This window comes from Ruegeria meonggei, assembly GCF_042768335.1.
Classification (GTDB): domain Bacteria; phylum Pseudomonadota; class Alphaproteobacteria; order Rhodobacterales; family Rhodobacteraceae; genus Ruegeria; species Ruegeria meonggei.
Genome location: NZ_JAXHBT010000001.1, coordinates 649,131 through 665,170, shown reverse-complemented (window position 1 = coordinate 665,170; position 16,040 = coordinate 649,131). Strand labels below are relative to the sequence as shown.

Annotated in this window: 17 protein-coding genes and 1 tRNA gene; 8 read left to right on the top strand and 10 right to left on the bottom strand. The window is 58.0% G+C overall.

From position 1 onward, the window contains the following. Positions 1-13: 13 nt before the first annotated feature. Positions 14-1,426, top strand: coding sequence for a cardiolipin synthase (gene cls, locus SJY13_RS03320; protein ID WP_377187660.1), 1,413 nt, complete (start codon positions 14-16; stop codon positions 1,424-1,426). On the opposite strand, the gene SJY13_RS03315 is transcribed toward cls, so the two are convergent. After that, a complete protein-coding gene (locus tag SJY13_RS03315) occupies positions 1,423-1,857 on the bottom strand; it encodes an ion channel (RefSeq protein ID WP_085820619.1) in 435 nt (144 codons plus the stop codon). The two genes, cls and SJY13_RS03315, sit on opposite strands and share 4 nt — an antisense overlap. Positions 1,858-2,022: 165 nt before the next feature. Here SJY13_RS03315 and SJY13_RS03310 point away from each other — a divergent pair, with 165 nt between their 5' ends. The 3 genes from SJY13_RS03310 to SJY13_RS03300 are packed head-to-tail and all read left to right on the top strand — an operon-like array spanning position 2,023 to position 6,111. After that, on the top strand, positions 2,023-2,670 hold the full coding sequence (locus SJY13_RS03310) for an ABC transporter ATP-binding protein (protein WP_377187657.1): 648 nt from the start codon (positions 2,023-2,025) through the stop codon (positions 2,668-2,670). Beyond that, positions 2,667-5,081 carry an ABC transporter permease gene (locus SJY13_RS03305; protein WP_377187654.1) on the top strand — a complete coding sequence of 805 codons (2,415 nt, stop codon included), beginning with the start codon at positions 2,667-2,669 and terminating at the stop codon, positions 5,079-5,081. The genes SJY13_RS03310 and SJY13_RS03305 overlap by 4 nt, the downstream gene beginning before the upstream one ends. Beyond that, a complete protein-coding gene (locus tag SJY13_RS03300; protein WP_377187651.1) occupies positions 5,071-6,111 on the top strand; it encodes a lipocalin-like domain-containing protein in 1,041 nt (346 codons plus the stop codon). The genes SJY13_RS03305 and SJY13_RS03300 overlap by 11 nt, the downstream gene beginning before the upstream one ends. A gap of 1 nt (position 6,112) precedes the next feature. Here the strand turns inward: SJY13_RS03300 and SJY13_RS03295 are convergent, their stop codons facing one another. The 4 genes from SJY13_RS03295 to SJY13_RS03280 all read right to left on the bottom strand — a co-directional run bounded on the left by SJY13_RS03295 (position 6,113) and on the right by SJY13_RS03280 (position 10,793). Next, positions 6,113-6,544: a universal stress protein gene (locus tag SJY13_RS03295; protein ID WP_377187648.1), complete on the bottom strand. Its 432-nt coding sequence runs from the start codon at positions 6,542-6,544 to the stop codon at positions 6,113-6,115. Then, positions 6,541-9,150 carry a TRAP transporter permease gene (locus SJY13_RS03290; protein WP_377187646.1) on the bottom strand — a complete coding sequence of 870 codons (2,610 nt, stop codon included), beginning with the start codon at positions 9,148-9,150 and terminating at the stop codon, positions 6,541-6,543. The genes SJY13_RS03295 and SJY13_RS03290 overlap by 4 nt, the downstream gene beginning before the upstream one ends. A gap of 99 nt (positions 9,151-9,249) precedes the next feature. Then, positions 9,250-10,218 (bottom strand): TAXI family TRAP transporter solute-binding subunit, encoded by a 969-nt coding sequence (locus SJY13_RS03285; protein ID WP_377187643.1) that lies wholly within the window; start codon positions 10,216-10,218, stop codon positions 9,250-9,252. 489 nt (positions 10,219-10,707) lie between these two features. Further along, positions 10,708-10,793 (bottom strand) — tRNA-Leu (locus SJY13_RS03280). Between the two features lie 144 nt (positions 10,794-10,937). Between SJY13_RS03280 and SJY13_RS03275 the strand changes: the two genes are divergently transcribed. Together SJY13_RS03275 and SJY13_RS03270 are read left to right on the top strand one after the other, a co-directional pair. After that, a complete protein-coding gene (locus tag SJY13_RS03275) occupies positions 10,938-11,516 on the top strand; it encodes a YqaA family protein (RefSeq protein WP_085820626.1) in 579 nt (192 codons plus the stop codon). After that, positions 11,513-11,977 carry a disulfide bond formation protein B gene (locus tag SJY13_RS03270; protein ID WP_377187639.1) on the top strand — a complete coding sequence of 155 codons (465 nt, stop codon included), beginning with the start codon at positions 11,513-11,515 and terminating at the stop codon, positions 11,975-11,977. The genes SJY13_RS03275 and SJY13_RS03270 overlap by 4 nt, the downstream gene beginning before the upstream one ends. Before the next feature lie 3 nt (positions 11,978-11,980). On the opposite strand, the gene SJY13_RS03265 is transcribed toward SJY13_RS03270, so the two are convergent. Then, entirely contained in the window at positions 11,981-12,568 is a 588-nt protein-coding gene (locus SJY13_RS03265) for an HNH endonuclease (RefSeq protein ID WP_085820628.1), read from the bottom strand. A gap of 212 nt (positions 12,569-12,780) precedes the next feature. Between SJY13_RS03265 and SJY13_RS03260 the strand changes: the two genes are divergently transcribed. Then, a complete protein-coding gene (locus SJY13_RS03260) occupies positions 12,781-13,386 on the top strand; it encodes a pseudouridine synthase (RefSeq protein WP_377187636.1) in 606 nt (201 codons plus the stop codon). 31 nt (positions 13,387-13,417) lie between these two features. Beyond that, positions 13,418-13,843, top strand: coding sequence for a VOC family protein (locus SJY13_RS03255; protein WP_085820629.1), 426 nt, complete (start codon positions 13,418-13,420; stop codon positions 13,841-13,843). A 10-nt stretch (positions 13,844-13,853) separates the two neighbouring features. Here SJY13_RS03255 and SJY13_RS03250 read toward each other — a convergent pair whose 3' ends face one another. The 4 genes from SJY13_RS03250 to SJY13_RS03235 are packed head-to-tail and all read right to left on the bottom strand — an operon-like array spanning position 13,854 to position 15,950. Beyond that, positions 13,854-14,156 carry a putative quinol monooxygenase gene (locus tag SJY13_RS03250; RefSeq protein WP_085820630.1) on the bottom strand — a complete coding sequence of 101 codons (303 nt, stop codon included), beginning with the start codon at positions 14,154-14,156 and terminating at the stop codon, positions 13,854-13,856. Then, on the bottom strand, positions 14,150-14,653 hold the full coding sequence (locus tag SJY13_RS03245; protein WP_377187632.1) for a GNAT family N-acetyltransferase: 504 nt from the start codon (positions 14,651-14,653) through the stop codon (positions 14,150-14,152). The genes SJY13_RS03250 and SJY13_RS03245 overlap by 7 nt, the downstream gene beginning before the upstream one ends. Before the next feature lie 2 nt (positions 14,654-14,655). Beyond that, positions 14,656-15,321 (bottom strand): alpha/beta hydrolase, encoded by a 666-nt coding sequence (locus tag SJY13_RS03240; RefSeq protein ID WP_377187629.1) that lies wholly within the window; start codon positions 15,319-15,321, stop codon positions 14,656-14,658. After that, entirely contained in the window at positions 15,318-15,950 is a 633-nt protein-coding gene (locus SJY13_RS03235; RefSeq protein WP_377187626.1) for a DNA-3-methyladenine glycosylase family protein, read from the bottom strand. Before SJY13_RS03235 ends, SJY13_RS03240 begins: the two co-directional genes overlap by 4 nt. Positions 15,951-16,040 lie beyond the last annotated feature (90 nt).

The following is a 16,040-nucleotide window of genomic DNA, read 5'->3' as shown; positions in this document are numbered from 1 at the left end:
GACTGGTAACCCCATGTGGACACTGCTTGTTTCCGCGTTTGCCTTGACACTTTATGTGACGGCCGTGGTGTTTGCGATACGGGCGGCACAGACCGCGCGCACGCCGCAGGGCGCAGTTGGCTGGGTGGTCTTTCTGATCTCGGCCCCGATGTTTGCGGTGCCCCTCTATCTGTTTCTGGGGCATCACCGGTTTCAAGGCTACCGCATCGCGCGCAAACACAGCGAAACCGTGGTTGAAGGGATCAAGAGCTTTGCGGATTTCTCGAAACCCGACCCCGGATCAATGCCGATCAACCCCCGCCCCTTCGAGGCGCTGGCGCATCTGCCGGTCTCTCGCGGGAATGGCGTGGAACTGCTGATTGATGGACAAGCCACGTTCGAAGCGATTTTCACGGCGATCGACGCGGCAAAAAACTATGTACTGATCCAGTTCTACATCGTTCGCGACGATGCGCTGGGCAAACAACTCAAAGCCAATTTGATCGCGGCTGCCTATCGTGGTGTCTCGGTGCGGTTCATGACGGATGCGGTGGGCAGCTACGGCCTGCCGACCGCCTATCTGGACGAGTTGCGCGCAGCAGGGGTCGAGATTGCCAACCCACGTGACCGCCGGGGCCCACAACACCGTTTTCAGCTGAACTACCGCAATCACCGTAAAACAGTGATCATAGACGGTGAGACCGGATTTATCGGTGGCCACAATGTGGGGGTCGAATACCTGGGCCAGGACGCACATTTCGGCCATTGGCGCGACACCCATGTCAAGATGACCGGTCATATCGTCCGACAATTGCAATTGATCTTCACTGAAGACTGGCACTGGGCGCATGCTGAGGACCTTATTGACCAGCTGGACTGGGCCGGCACGGAATCCGAGCAAAACATGAATGCTCTGATCGTCGCCACCGGCCCTGGCGACGAGACCGAGACCGGAGCGATGATGTTCTTTGCCGCCATCGCCGAGGCCAAAGAACGGCTGTGGATCGCGTCGCCTTATTTTGTGCCGGATATCGACATCATGACGGCCCTGCAACACGCGGCCTTACGCGGCGTGGACGTGCGAATTTTAGTGCCCGAAAAGATCGACCACCGCCTGCCCTGGCTCGCAGCCTTTGCCTATTTCGACGAGATCCGGGACTGCGGCGCGCGTGTATTCCGGTACACGGATGGGTTCATGCACCAAAAGGCATTTGTGGTGGACGATACGCTGGCCGCCGTTGGTACGACCAATCTGGATAACCGCTCGTTCCGACTGAATTTCGAGGCAATGGCCTTGTTCTTTGATCCACGGGCCGCCGGGGCAGTGGACAAGATGCTGCGCAAAGATTTCGAGTCCAGCTATGAGCTGACCCGCAACTTGCCTGATCAGCCCGCCTTTATCCGGTTCGGCTCACCGCTGGCGCGACTGTTTGCACCGATCCTCTAGGCCGACAGCTCTTCTTTGAAGACCTCGGTCATGACAGCCACCATAAAGGCCGTAGACAGACCAAACGACAACAGCCCGGTAACGGATGCAAATGCGCCAAAGATGCGCAATTGCTCACCCAAAACTATGTCGCCGTAACCCAGTGTGGTGAAGGTCACCAACGAGAAATACAGCGCCGAGTTCCAATCGGGCAGCACGTCCCCCAATACCCAGACGATGGCCCACAACCAGACCTGAAAAGTGTGGATGGTCACGATGAACACCAAGGAAATACAGATTGGCGCGGCAATCGTTAGGAACTTTTTGCTTTGTTCCAAACGCAGGGACATCACCCGGATCACTTGCGTGCACCATGTCAGAAATATGATCTCAATTATAAAGCAGATGCCCAGATAAATACTGCCCCAAACAATCTGCTCAGTTAAGGTCATTAATTCTCATGTCCCGGTCTGCATTATTCGTCACACAATGGCGGTTTAGGCTAAACGGGACAACCCCACAGCAACAGCTGCGACGAATGGAAACGAATGTGCCTAGGCGCTGGACTTTGCCGCGCGGCGGCGCACATTGTTGCGAGCACAGTCCAAGGGTTTTGCATGCTGCTCAACATCGACAAAGTCCAGAAATCTTATCCGGGCGGGCGTCCCGTATTGCGGGATGTATCATTGACCCTTGATCAGGGTCAGACGCTAGCGCTGACCGGAGAAAGCGGCAGCGGCAAAAGCACCCTGCTGAACCTCGCCGCGGCGCTGGACAGTTTGGATGGGGGCGAGATCACGCTGGACGGCACCGCGCTGTCGTCGCTGGATGATCACGGCAGAGCCACCTTGCGGCGGCAGAGCGTTTCGTTGGTGTTCCAGCAATTCAACCTGATCCCTTCGCTGACGGTTGCCCAGAACCTGTCCTTTCACGCCCGGCTGACCAGGCGCGAGGACACGGGCTGGACAGCCCATCTGGCAAACCGGCTGGGCCTGTCAGAGCTGCTGCCACGTTACCCCGAGAACCTGTCAGGCGGACAGCAACAGCGCGTTGCGATAGGCCGCGCCATGGCCGCCCGACCAAAACTGCTGCTGGCGGATGAACCAACGGGCAATCTGGACGAAACAGCCAGCGCGACGGTTCTGGATCTTATGCTGTCTCTGGTGGCCGACACCGGGGCAGCATTGCTGTTAGTGACCCATTCGCAAGATATCGCCGCACGGCTGGACCGGCACGCGCATCTGACCGGTGGTCGCATCGCATGACCTGGGCTGTCACCCAAGCTCTGCTATCTCACTGGCGTCGGCACCGCCTGCAACTGGCGACGCTGCTGATTGGGATCGCATTGGCAACCGGGCTATGGTCGGCGGTTCAGGCCATCAATGCCGAGGCACGCGCCAGCTATCAACGCGCCTCAGACCAATTGGCGCTGGGCCGCTATGATGAGCTGCGCGATCCGTCCGGTCCGATCCCTCTTGCACGCTATGTCGCACTGCGCCGCGCAGGGTGGCAAGTTGCGGCAGTGCTGGAAGGGTCTTTGCAAGTCGGTGATCGCAGAGTGCAGGTGCTAGGCGTGGACATGGTCACCTACCCCGCCCTGCCCGCCGTCACGCAGGTGGAACAAAGCGACACGCCCCCCGATCCGGCCGATATGTTGACCGCACCTGGTCGCTTATTGGCTGCGCCCGATCTTGCGCAGACTCTCGGTGTACGTTCCGATTTTCCACCGATCTTGCCGTCTGATGCGTTGCCGTCCGATCTGATCCTGACAGATATCGGCGTGGCCGAAACTCTGTTGAACCAACCGGGGCAAATCTCGCGCCTGATTGTGCTGCCAGATCAACCAATGGGCATCTCTCCGCTGTCAGAAATCGCGCCGGATCTGGAGCGCATCAATGCCTCAACCCGATTGGATACGACGCAGCTGACCGACAGCTTTCACCTGAACCTGACCGCCTTTGGTCTACTGTCCTTTGCGGTTGGGTTGTTCATCGTTCACGGCACGGTTGGTCTGGCCTTTGCCCAGCGGCGCGGGATGATCCGAACCCTGCGTGCGTTGGGTGTGTCCATGCGGCGTCTTGTGTGGATGATCACCGCGGAACTGACGCTGCTGGCCCTGATTGGCGGAGCGCTGGGGTTGATCCTGGGATTCTTTCTGGCCGGAGCACTGTTGCCGGACGTCGCCGCAACACTGCGTGGTCTATACGGTGCGCCCGTTGATGGGCAGATGCGGTTGCAACCTGAATGGGTGGTGGCGGGGCTTGCGATAGCCCTGGCGGGAACGTTGCTGGCCAGCGGGCACGCCTTGCACAGACTGTCACGCATGCCCTTGCTGAGCGGGGCTGGCCTGCAGGCGTGGCGGGGTGCTGCATCAGGCAGACGGGCGACAGTACTGATCGGTCTGACGCTGATTGCAGGCGGGTTTGTCACGGCTTACGCGCTTGAAGGATTAGTCGCTGGATTTGCGATGGTGGCGGGTATCCTGACTGGTGCAGCTTTAGTCTTGCCCGCCCTTCTATCATTTGCGCTGTCGCTTCTTCAGCGTGGTGCACGAGGACCAGTGACGCAATGGGTTTGGGCCGATATGCGTGCGCAATTGCCTGGTCTTTCTCTGGCGCTGATGGCCCTGTTGTTGGCACTGGCGGCGAATATCGGTGTGGGAACCATGGTATCCAGTTTTCGGCTGACCTTTACCGGATGGCTGGATCAACGCCTGACATCAGAGCTGTACGTGACGGCCGCCGACGACCAACAAGGGCAACAGATCGCACAATGGCTGGACCCGCAGGTGGACGCCGTGCTGCCAATCCGCAGCATCGAACTGGCGCATTTGTCAGGTCCGCTGTTCCTGTATGGGATTGTCGATCACCAGAGCTATCGCCAGAACTGGCCGCTTATTGCGTCCTCTGACGAGGTATGGGATCGCGTATTGGCTGGAGAAGCCGTACTGATCAACGAACAGCTTGCGCGCCGATCGAACTTGTGGCCCGGCGACGACCTGACCCTGAAACCTGACCAGACGCTGACCATTGCCGGAGTGTATTCGGACTACGGCAACCCCACCGGACAAGCCATCGTGTCCATGGCCCAACTGGACCGGATCGCGCCGGGTGCCGACACCCGACGGTTCGGCATTCGCCTTGCACCAGAGCGCGCGACCGAGATGGCCCAGGCCCTGCGCGATCAGTTTGATCTGCCGCGCCAAGCAGTGGTCCAGCAGGCCGCGATGAAGGCGCAATCACTGGCGGTTTTTGACAAGACCTTTGTGGTGACCTCTGCCCTGAACATTCTGACGCTTGGGGTTGCAGGGTTCGCCATTCTTACCAGCCTGCTGACCCTGTGGACCCAGCGCCTGCCGCAGATTGCGCCGGTCTGGGCACTGGGGCTAACGCGGGCGCAGCTTGCGCAGATTGAACTGTTGCGCAGTGTATTGTTGGCCGCGCTGACTGCAGTTCTGGCCCTGCCCCTTGGGCTGGTTCTGGCCTGGGCTCTGCTGGCGGTAATTAATGTTCAGGCCTTTGGCTGGCGGTTGCCGATGTATCTGTTTCCCGAGGATTGGGCCTATCTGTTTGCCCTGACCCTGTTGGCCGCCTTTATCGCCGCCGCCCTCCCCGCGCTGCGATTGCTGCGCCTGCCGCCCGCTGACCTGCTGAAGGTGTTTGCCTATGAACGTTAAAGCCTTGCTTTTTGGTCTGCTCTTTCTGCTGCCCGCCCCGATGTGGGCGCAGGGTTATGCGGGTCTGGGTGGCTCGGTGGACGGGTTTGATATTCCAAAACAGGGCTATCAATTCCAGTTTCCGCGCGACCACGGCCCACATCCGAGTTTCCGGATTGAGTGGTGGTACCTGACCGCGAACCTGACCGGAGAGGACGGGCGCGACTATGGCGTTCAGTGGACCCTTTTTAGGTCTGCCCTGAAACCCACCCAGACAGACGGCTGGCAGAGCCCGCAATTGTGGATGGGACACGCGGCGGTGACGACACCAGACGCGCATTACCTGGCAGAGCGTCTGTCGCGGGGCGGAATCGGTCAGGCCGGCGTAACAGCCGCCCCCTATGAGGCCTGGATTGACGAATGGCATATGCGCGGCCCCGATCCGGACACGCTGACCCTGACCGCAAGCGGGGAAGAGTTCCACTATGATCTGTCCCTCACGGCGCAGGGGCCTTTGGTGTTTCACGGGGACGCCGGGTATTCCGTCAAGTCTGCGGACGGACAAGCCAGCCATTACTACTCACAGCCCTTTTATGATGTCGAAGGCGTGTTACATCTTCCTGATGGCGACGTTGCAGTCACCGGTCAGGGATGGCTGGACCGGGAATGGTCCTCGCAACCTTTGGCCGAGGATCAAAGCGGGTGGGACTGGTTCTCTCTCAGCTTCGATGATGGTGATAAGCTGATGGCGTTTCGTCTGCGCGGAGGGCGCGGAGATTTCACCGCCGCCACCTGGATCAGCGCTGATGGCACCGCAACACCACTGCCTGATGGGTCAGCGTCCTTCATCCCGCTGGAAACTGCGCGCGTAGAAGACCGCGAAGTCCCTGTTACGTGGCAGGTTACCCTGCCCGACTATGATCTGGACGTCGAAGTCACAGCTCTGACCCCCAAGGCCTGGATGGCCACACAGTTTGAGTATTGGGAAGGCCCCGTCAAAGTATCAGGCAACCGGTCCGGCCGCGGATACCTTGAGATGACGGGGTATTAGATCAGCGCACGACGTAGACCGAAGCTGTAGAGTGCCGCACAACCCGCGCGGCATTTGGCCCCAGAAGATAGTCCTTGAGGTCCGGCTTGTGCGCCCCGATTACAATCAGATCGCTGCCGGCGCCTTCGGCTGTCTTCAGAATTTCCTGATAGGCAGTCCCGGTGGCGACCACATGGCGGATGTTTTCGTTCCGCTCTGCACCCAGGGTTGAGACGCACATCTCGGTCAATTTATCACGCGCCTCTGCCAGGGCTTTTTCGTGGAAATCCTGTTGGAAAAAGCCGGAAACCCAGCTTTCCCCAAAATCCGGCAGAACCGTTACCACATCCAATTGCGAACCGCCCTGATCGGCCAATGCAGCAGCTGTTTTCAAGACATTTACGTCCAAATCACCGTTGCTGATATCGACGGCACAAAGAACTGAGTTTGTCATGCGGGCACCTCTTGTCTGGCGGCACGGCCACGTTGAAGGAAAGCGATCAACCCCAACAGGATAAACGCCGGGATAAAGATCAGCTGTTTCGGAGGTTGGCTGGACGGCAGGTTGACCGAGGTCAGACGCACCGCGTCATCGCCGTAATAGTCAAACATGTCCAGCTCATCCGCGACCGGAGTGCCAAACAGCGGCTCTTCCAGCTTGATCAAGCCATCTTCGGGCACAAGCAGTAGACCCATGGCATCGACCCGCGCCTCACCGCCGTCCTCATCACCGACAGTCACGACGACGGTCGTGTCCGTCATCTCAAGCGTGTCGAAATCGGGGCCGCTGACGACCATGCGCACCTCAGTCCCCGGAGGCGTCTGGCCAATGGTTTCAACAAAGGCAGCGGGCTCAACTGCGGCATAGGGCGGTGAGATGCGGTCCATGAAATAGTCTGGTCGGAACAGCGCGAAGGCCACAAAGATCAGGGCAAAGCTCTCATAGATGCGGCTATGGGTCAGAAAGTACCCCATCGTTCCTGCTGTGAAGACAAGGATGGCTATTGTCGCCGATATGGCCACGATTATCCCTTCAACCCACGTGACATCGATCAACAGCAAGTCGGTATTGAAGATGAATACAAACGGCAGCGCCACGGTCCGAAGACTGTAGAAAAAAGCGATAAAGCCAGTTTTTATTGCATCCCCACCCGACACGGCGGCGGCAGCAAAACTTGCCAGACCCACGGGCGGCGTCACGTCTGCCATTATGCCAAAGTAGAAGACGAACAAGTGCACCGCGATCAGCGGCACGATCAGACCGCTTTGCGCGCCCAGTTCAACAACCACCCCGGCCATCAGCGAGCTGACAACAATGTAGTTCGCTGTTGTCGGTAGCCCCATACCCAGGATCAGGCTGAGGATACCCACCATGACCAGCATCAGGATCAAATTGCCGCCCGACAGGAACTCAACCAAGTCAGCCATGACCTGACCCACACCGGTCAAAGTCACGGTGCCAACGATCACGCCCGCAGTGGCCGTAGCCAGAGCGATACCGATCATGTTGCGCGCGCCGTCGATCAGGCCTTGCCACAGGTCGGCCACGCCATCGATGAAGGTGTTATAAACATTGCTCTGACCCCTGAAGATCGCCTTAAGCGGCTTCTGCGTCAGCAGGATTACAAACAGTAACGACGTGGCCCAGAAAGCTGACAGGCCCGGCGATTTCTGTTCGATCATCAGGAAATAGACCAGAACGATGATCGGCAACAGGTAATGCAGACCAGCTTTGTAGATGTCGGCGATGACCGGCAGCGTGACTTCCTTGGCGTTCGGATCATCCGGCTCCAGATCCGGTACCTGTGCGGCCAGAAACAGCAGCGCCATGTAAAGCGCGCAGACGATCAGGCTTAGCACCAGACCAGCAGCAGAAGGCACCAAGCTGGTGACAACATCCACCGGGAACTGAGAACCATAGCAAAGGCCCGCAAACACCAGGAAGAAGGACAGCATCCCAACAACGGTGCGCGCCAGTTTTACGTCGCGATCGCCTAGTGTCGGCATGTTCCGCTTTACGGCTTCCAGATGCACAATATAGACCAGCGCGATATACGAGATCGCGGCAGGCAGGAAGGCGTGGGTGATCACCTCGACATACGAAATGCCGACATATTCCACCATCAAGAAAGCCGCAGCCCCCATGACCGGCGGCATAATCTGACCATTGACCGACGAGGCTACCTCGACCGAGCCCGCCTGCTCACTGGAAAAGCCCACCCGCTTCATCAGCGGAATGGTGAACGTGCCGGTGGTGACAACGTTGGCGATGGACGAACCCGAGATCAGGCCGGTTGCAGCCGAGCCGACAACCGCCGCTTTGGCGGGGCCGCCGCGCAGGTGTCCAAGCGCGCCAAACGCCATCTTGATAAAGTAGTTCCCGGCCCCGGCCTTATCCAGCAATGCGCCAAACAGGACGAACAGGAAAACGAATTTGGTCGAAACGCCCAATGCGATGCCGAACACACCCTCAGATGTGATCCACATATGGCTCATCGCCTTTTTCAGGCTGGCGCCCTTCCATCGGATTACCTCGGGCACCCATTCAGAGGACCCGAAGAACACGTAGGCCAAGAAGATCGTCGCGATGATCGCCATTGCCGGACCAAGCGCACGGCGCGCCGCCTCGAACAGCAGGATCAAGCCTCCCAGGGCGATCCACTTGTCCGTATCGTCGGCAAGGCCGCCAGCATCGACGATCTTGTCATAGAAGAAATAGCCATAAAGCGCGACAAACGCGCCCAGAATTCCCATGATCCAATCCTGGACAGGAATATAATCCCGCGGGCTGGATTTCAGCGCCGGATAGGCCGCAAAGGCCAGAAACATCGCAAAGGCCAGATGGAACTGGCGCGAGTTGTTCACCACGCTGCCGGGCAAAACATAGTTGGAAATAGGTGAGGCCAGAACCACCTGAAAGATGGACCAGATTGCCGCGACGATCGCCAGGAATATCCCGACATTGCCAACTGGATTGCGTCCACCCGCGTCGGACGAGGCTACAAGGTCCTGTAGCTCTTCTTCGGATAGCGGACGATTGGATTGTGTGTCGGAACTCATAAAATGTCTCCCCGTCGTGGCCATTTTTGGCCTTCTAATTCACCTGTTTGATACAGGCGTTGTGCAGGGCGCCCATAGGCACCCTGCGTCAGGTCTGAATTACTGAATCCAGCCTTTTTCTTTATAGTACTTCTCGGCGCCCGGATGCAGCGGAGCCGACAGGCCGTCTGCGATCATTTCTTCGGGCTTGAGGTTGGCAAAGGCCGGGTGCAGCTTTTTGAAATCATCGAAGTTTTCAAAGACCGAGCTGACAACCGCATAAACCGCGTCATCCGACACGTCTGCCGACGTCACGAAGGTTGCACCAACACCAAAGGTCGCGGTGTCGCCGTCTGAGCCGCGATACATGCCACCGGGAATGGTCGCAGTGCGGTAGAACGAATTGTCGTCAACCAGCTTGCTGACCGCATCGCCGCTGACGTTGACCAGAACCGAGTCGCAAGCCGTGGTCGCTTCTTGAATCGAACCCGAGGGGTGGCCCACGGTATAGACCATTGCGTCGATCTGGTTGTCGCACAGAGCAGCCGACTGTTCAGCCGCCTTCAGTTCGGTCGCCAGTTCGAAATCATCGGTGGTCCAACCCATTTCGCCCAGCAGAACTTCCATGGTGCCGCGTTGACCGGAACCGGGGTTGCCGATGTTGACGCGTTTACCCTTCATGTCTTCGAAATTGGTGATGCCGGAATCGGCACGTGCAACAACGGTGAACGGCTCAGGGTGCACCGAAAAGACCGCGCGCAGGTTTTCGAACGGACCCGCTTCTTCGAATTTTGAGCTGCCGTTATAGGCATGGTACTGCCAGTCGGACTGCGCAACGCCAAACTCCAGCTCGCCTTCGCGAATGGTGTTGATGTTGTAAACCGAACCGCCAGTCGATTTGACCGAGCACCGCACGCCATGTTCTTTGCGGCCTTTGTTCACCAGACGGCAAATCGCGCCGCCCGTTGGGTAATAAACCCCGGTCACACCCCCAGTGCCGATGGTAATAAATTCTTCTGCATAAGCGGCCGGAGCCATGAGGGCGGCGGTGACCACCGCGCCGAGGCTGAGCTTGCTGCTGTTTTTCATTTTTGAGAACTCCCAATTCTTATGGTGGATGGGAGATTTGTCGGCACCCCCTCCTGGGGCCCCGCCGATACATCAAGCGCGCACGCCTTGCTAAAGGTGCAAGCGCTTGAAATTCCAAAATCTCCCAACACCTTCGACGTTTCATTCAGATACTGCACTTGTCAAGCCCCGTGCCCTGATCCAGTGCCCAAAGCTGCATATCTGACGGCAATCGAAGAAGTTTCCCCGTCAGCTTCACAGCTTCTCAGTTTGGTCGTAGCCCCTCGATTCCGGCCCAGAACCGCATGGTATGTCAGCCTCTGCAGGTCGGACTCTCAAGGAACCTGAACGCAACTGCGGCGAAAACCGCCTGACTGACGGGGAACAAGGAAAAAAAGTGAATCTCATGGCTAGGACGGCATGAATTCCCGGAATGTGGGAAATCGAGCAAACAAGAATCCAGAAAAGAAAAAACAGAGAGCAGGTTCCCCTAACCCTCTGTTTTTACTTTGGTACCCAAGGCCGGACTCGAACCGGCACGTCCGTTAGGACGGGGGATTTTGAATCCCCTGCGTCTACCATTCCGCCACTTGGGCCTCGAACATTGAATTAGCGTTCATAACCGGGAAGGTCCAGAGGCAAAAAACACCTCAAATCCAGTTTGTTTTCCGGCGGCGGTTGACGCTTTGATGGCTGCATGGTTTGGCTAGCATCCGATGAGTATGGGATTTTAACACCTTATGTTGCGTTCGCTTTATGACTGGACGATCCGTCTGGCCGAACATCCGCACGCCTTGTGGGCGCTGGCTATTGTGGCTTTTGTAGAAAGCTCGTTCTTTCCGATCCCCCCGGATGTTCTGATGATTCCGATGATCCTTGCCCGACCATCGCGGGCCTGGCTGATTGCATCGGTGGCTCTGGTCGCTTCGGTGCTGGGCGGCATGCTGGGATACGCAATCGGTGCGTTTTTTTACGAAGGAATCGGCCAGCCGATACTGGAATCCATGGGCAAGGCGCACGCCATGGAAGAATTCAACACACGGTTCAACGATTTCGGGTTCTGGGCTGTTCTGGCAGCCGGGATTACGCCCTTCCCGTATAAAGTGATCACCATCATGTCGGGGTGGACGGGCATGCCGCTGGGCACTTTCATCGCCACATCGATTCTGGCGCGGGCCTTGCGGTTTTTCATTGTCGCCGGTCTGCTTTGGGGATTTGGTGAGCCGATCCGAGCCTTTATTGAAAAACGGCTGGGCCTTATGTTCACCTTGTTCATCATTCTGCTTTTCGGTGGATTTCTTCTGGTGCGGTACCTATGACACGCAGAAATTTACTGGTTCTCATCGCCGCTGGCGGCTCTTTGGCGTTGTTGCTTGGGGCCTGGGGTTTTCAACACCTCGGTGGACTTCCGCCCTGCAAAATGTGCATCTGGCAACGTTATCCTCATGGCGCGGCCATCCTGATCGGAGTGTTGGCGCTTGCCCTGCCTCGCCAGGTACTGCTGCCACTTCTTGGCGCCCTTGCAGCCTTAACGACCGCAGCCATTGGCGTTTTTCACGCCGGGGTCGAACAGGGTTGGTGGGTAGGCCCAACAAGCTGCACTTCCGGTGATATTGGCGGACTGTCGACGCAAGAACTGATGGATCAAATCCTGTCTGCGCCACTGGTCCGGTGCGATGACATCCCGTGGGAATTGTTTGGCTTGTCCATGGCCGGGTGGAACGCCGTTCTTTCGGGCGTTCTGGTTCTGGTGTGGCTTGCCGCGTGGCGCGCGCGCTAACGTTCAGAACTCATCGAGCTCTGCATCCCAGTAAAGAAAGTCTATCCAGCTGTCGTGCAGATGGTTCGGCGGGAACTTGCGCCCGGTATTGCGCAGTGCTTCGGCATCTGGCTGGCGCGGTGGTTTGCGCAAGTTCATTCCGGCCTGTCGCAACGATTTCGACCCTTTGCGCAGATTGCAGGGGCTGCACGCCGCCACAACGTTTTGCCAACTCGTCACGCCGCCAGCCGCGCGCGGGACAACGTGGTCAAAGGTCAGATCTCCGCGGCTGCCGCAGTACTGACAGCGAAATTCGTCCCTCAGAAATAAATTAAAGCGCGTGAAGGCCACGCGCTTTCTGGGTTTTACATAGTCTTTCAGCACCACGACCGAAGGTATTCGTATCTGTGTACTCGGGCTTCGGACAACCTCGTCATACTCGGCGACAATGTCCACCCTGTCCAACCAGGCCGCTTTGATCGCCTCCTGCCAGGGCCACAGGGACAATGGGTAGTAGGACAAAGGGCGATAGTCGGCGTTCAAAACCAATGCCGGATGATGCCTCAGCGCACCGGGTTCCCTGACAAATTCGGTCCTGAAGTCTCCGTCCATATCAGAATCGCTCCACGCTCTGCTCTGCCTTTTTTGACATCAGAGCGGAGATCATCCGCCCCGGCCTTTAGTTAACTATATATCGTGTTAAAACTCTGACAAGCCCTGAGTTTCCACAATATCTCGGGGATTGGATAAGCCCGATCCGTAACAACATCGTGACACTTATCCACAGGTTGCACCGATGTGATCGCCGGGCTATGGCGTGGTTCATGTCCTGGTTCATTCGCTTCAACAAACCGTTTGATGTTCTGCCGCAGTTCACCGACAGCGCCAACGCGGACTCTCCGCGCAGCACACTGTCGGATTACATCAACCTGCCCGGCGTTTACCCCGCCGGGCGGCTGGATCGCGACAGCGAAGGGCTGATGATGTTGACGGATAACGGTCGGCTGCAGGCGCATATCTCCGACCCAAAGCACAAAATGACCAAGACTTATTGGGTTCAGGTCGAAGGTCTGCCCGATGCAACAGCCCTGAAGGCCCTGCAAGAAGGTGTGGACCTAAAGGATGGCATGACCCGCCCCGCCAAGGCACGGCTTATGGATGAGCCGCTGGGATTGTGGCCCAGAACTCCTCCGATCCGAGTGCGTCAGACTATTCCTGATTGCTGGATTGAACTGACATTGCGCGAAGGGCGTAATCGTCAGGTGCGCCGGATGACGGCAGCGGTGGGGCATCCGACCCTGCGTCTGATCCGGGCGCAGATCGGCGACTGGACACTGGACGGCCTAGATCCCGGCCAATGGGACAGCTTGCCCGCACCTGCATTGACAGCAGCCCCACAGCGCAAACGGGACCGTCGCCCGCGAAGGTGACAAAAACGCCACAATGTGATAGGCTTATCACATGAAGGTCACGCCGGACATACCTGCGCCGATCGGCATTCTTGAGGCCGCGCTTTACGTCGACGATCTGGACGAGGCTGAGCGGTTTTATGGCGACGTTCTGGCGCTTGAGAAAATCCAAAGAGCATCCAATCGCCATGTGTTTTTTCGTGTAGGCGGGTCGGTTCTGTTGTTGTTCAACGCCGATGAGACGGAAAAACCGCCGGGAAATCCCGACCTACCTGTGCCGCCCCATGGCGCACGCGGACCGGGCCATGTCTGTTTGATCCTGACGCGCGCGCAGATCGACACGATGCGCAAACACCTTCTCGATTGGAACATCCCTGTAGATGCCCAGTTTGACTGGCCATCCGGGGCACGCTCACTCTATGTGCGCGACCCGGCGGGAAACTCGGTCGAATTTGCCGAAAGCCATCTTTGGGCGTGACACTCGAACCTTATCGCAGAGGTTGCTTTTCGCCACCGGCAACGCGGTAGATATCGCTGGAAGTCACGCCGACCTCGCCCAGAACAGCCTGAAAGGCCGCCATATGGGGGGCCGAAAAATGCGCCTCGAGCGCAGCCTGATCCTGCCATTCCTCATAGACGCGAAACCGGTTGGCATGGCCCAGTATCTGGCTGAATTCATAAATCAGGCAGCCGGGTTCCTTAACCGTTTCGGCGACCATCTCCTGCGCGGCTTTGGCTGCTTTTTCAACGCCCTCCACCGAGACCTCAACCGTTCCGGTTACAATCAACATGCCGCGTCCTTTCTCAGTTCAAATCGTTTTGAAATTCTATCAATCGGGGTGCCATCCCGCAGGGGCACGCCGTATGCTATGGCAAAATCCTGAAACCCCATTTTGCCATAATAGCTAAGGCCCGGAGCGTTATCAGCCCGGATAGTCGCATTCAGGGTCGTATACCCCATCGCACCCGCCATCTTGACCGTTTCCCGAAACAGAGCGCGTCCCGTGCCCTTTAAAACCGGATGTTGTCGAGCAAAAGTCGCGATATCGGCGCAATCCTGCGGTAAATTTTCGTTCACACCCAGCCATTGAAACCCGGCCACCTCGCCACGATCATCCAGCGCCACATGGCAGCAGATCTTGTCCGAACCATCAAGATATTTCTGCACAAACAGAGCCTTGGAGAACGGCAGTTCATTCGCCGTCGTGCCGCCGATTTCGATGATCTCATTCAGGATTTGGCATGCAGCCGCCACATCTTCGGACATCATCTGCCGGACAACGATCATGATTACAGGCTCAGCTTGTCGCGCATGAAAGCCAGCGCAACGCTCAGGCCATCCGGGGCGATTCCGTGCCCGGTGCCCTTCATCACATGCGCGTAGACCTCTTTGAAATCAGCCGCCTGCAGAGCTTCGGCTGCTTCGGGCAGGGATTGGGGCGGCACCACATCATCAGCATCCCCATGCACCAGAAGGATAGGCATCCGGCTGACCGTTTCGTCGGGCAGCAGATCCGGTTCCAACAAGCGGCCCGAGAAGGCCACGATGCCCGCCACCGGGTCCTCGCGGCGCGGAGCGACATGCAGGCTCATCATTGTGCCTTGCGAAAATCCAAACAGCACAACCTGTTCCGGCAACACATCTTCATCCACCATCAGGGCGTCGAGAAAGGCGTTGAAATCCTCGACCGCCATGTCCATGCCACGGCGGGCCTCTTCTTCGGACGAGCCGTCGATCCAGGGGATTGGAAACCACTGAAACCCGTTGGGCATCCCTTCGATCTGCTCGGGCGCGTCAGGGGCTACAAACAGCGTATCGGGCAAGTGTTCGCCCAGCGGGTCGGCCAGACCCAGCAAGTCTGCACCATTGGCCCCAAAGCCGTGCACGAACACCACGACTGAGCGGATGTCGCCCGAAACCGGCTCTTTTCGGAGCGCATTCAAAACCCGTGTCATCTGATCCCTTCTCGTTCTTTGGCTACCCGGTAATAGGCCCACAAAACCCGGGCCGCAACCGACCGCCAGGGCGACCAGGCCTCGGCCATCTGACGCAGTTCCTTGTCAGTGGGCCGCTTGGGCAGGTCATAGAGGATGCGGGCTGCCTCTTGCAGCGCCAGATCACCGGGGGCGATCACATCCGCGCGACCCAGTGAAAACATCGCGTAAATCTCGGCCGTCCAGACACCGATACCCGACACTTCGGTCAGGATTGCAATAACTTCTTCATCAGGAACATCGCGTAAGGCACTGTAATCTATGCGTGCTGCAGCCAAGGCCCTAGCATACCGGATTTTCTGGCGGCTCAACCCGACAGCACGCAAGTCGTCATCTGTGGCCCAAGTGATCTTGCGCGGCCCGGTTAGTTTGGCCTGCTGCAAACGCTTCCAGATTGCATTGGCCGACGCGACACTGACCTGTTGGCTGACAATCGCGCTCAGAAGCTGGGCAAACCCGTCCGGCTTGCGACGCAGGGGCAAAGGCCCCGTCTGTTCCATCGCGTATGCCATTCGTGGACAGGCCTGCGCCAACCATGCCGCGCCTTCTTCGACGCAGTCAGGTGTGTCAATGATCCGTCCGACAGACATGTGCGCTCCGGCAGTTGGGGTAGCGCGCACGTTACGTCGCTTTGCCGCAGATGCAACCCGCTTGTGTGACTGCCTTTTCAGGGCTACGCA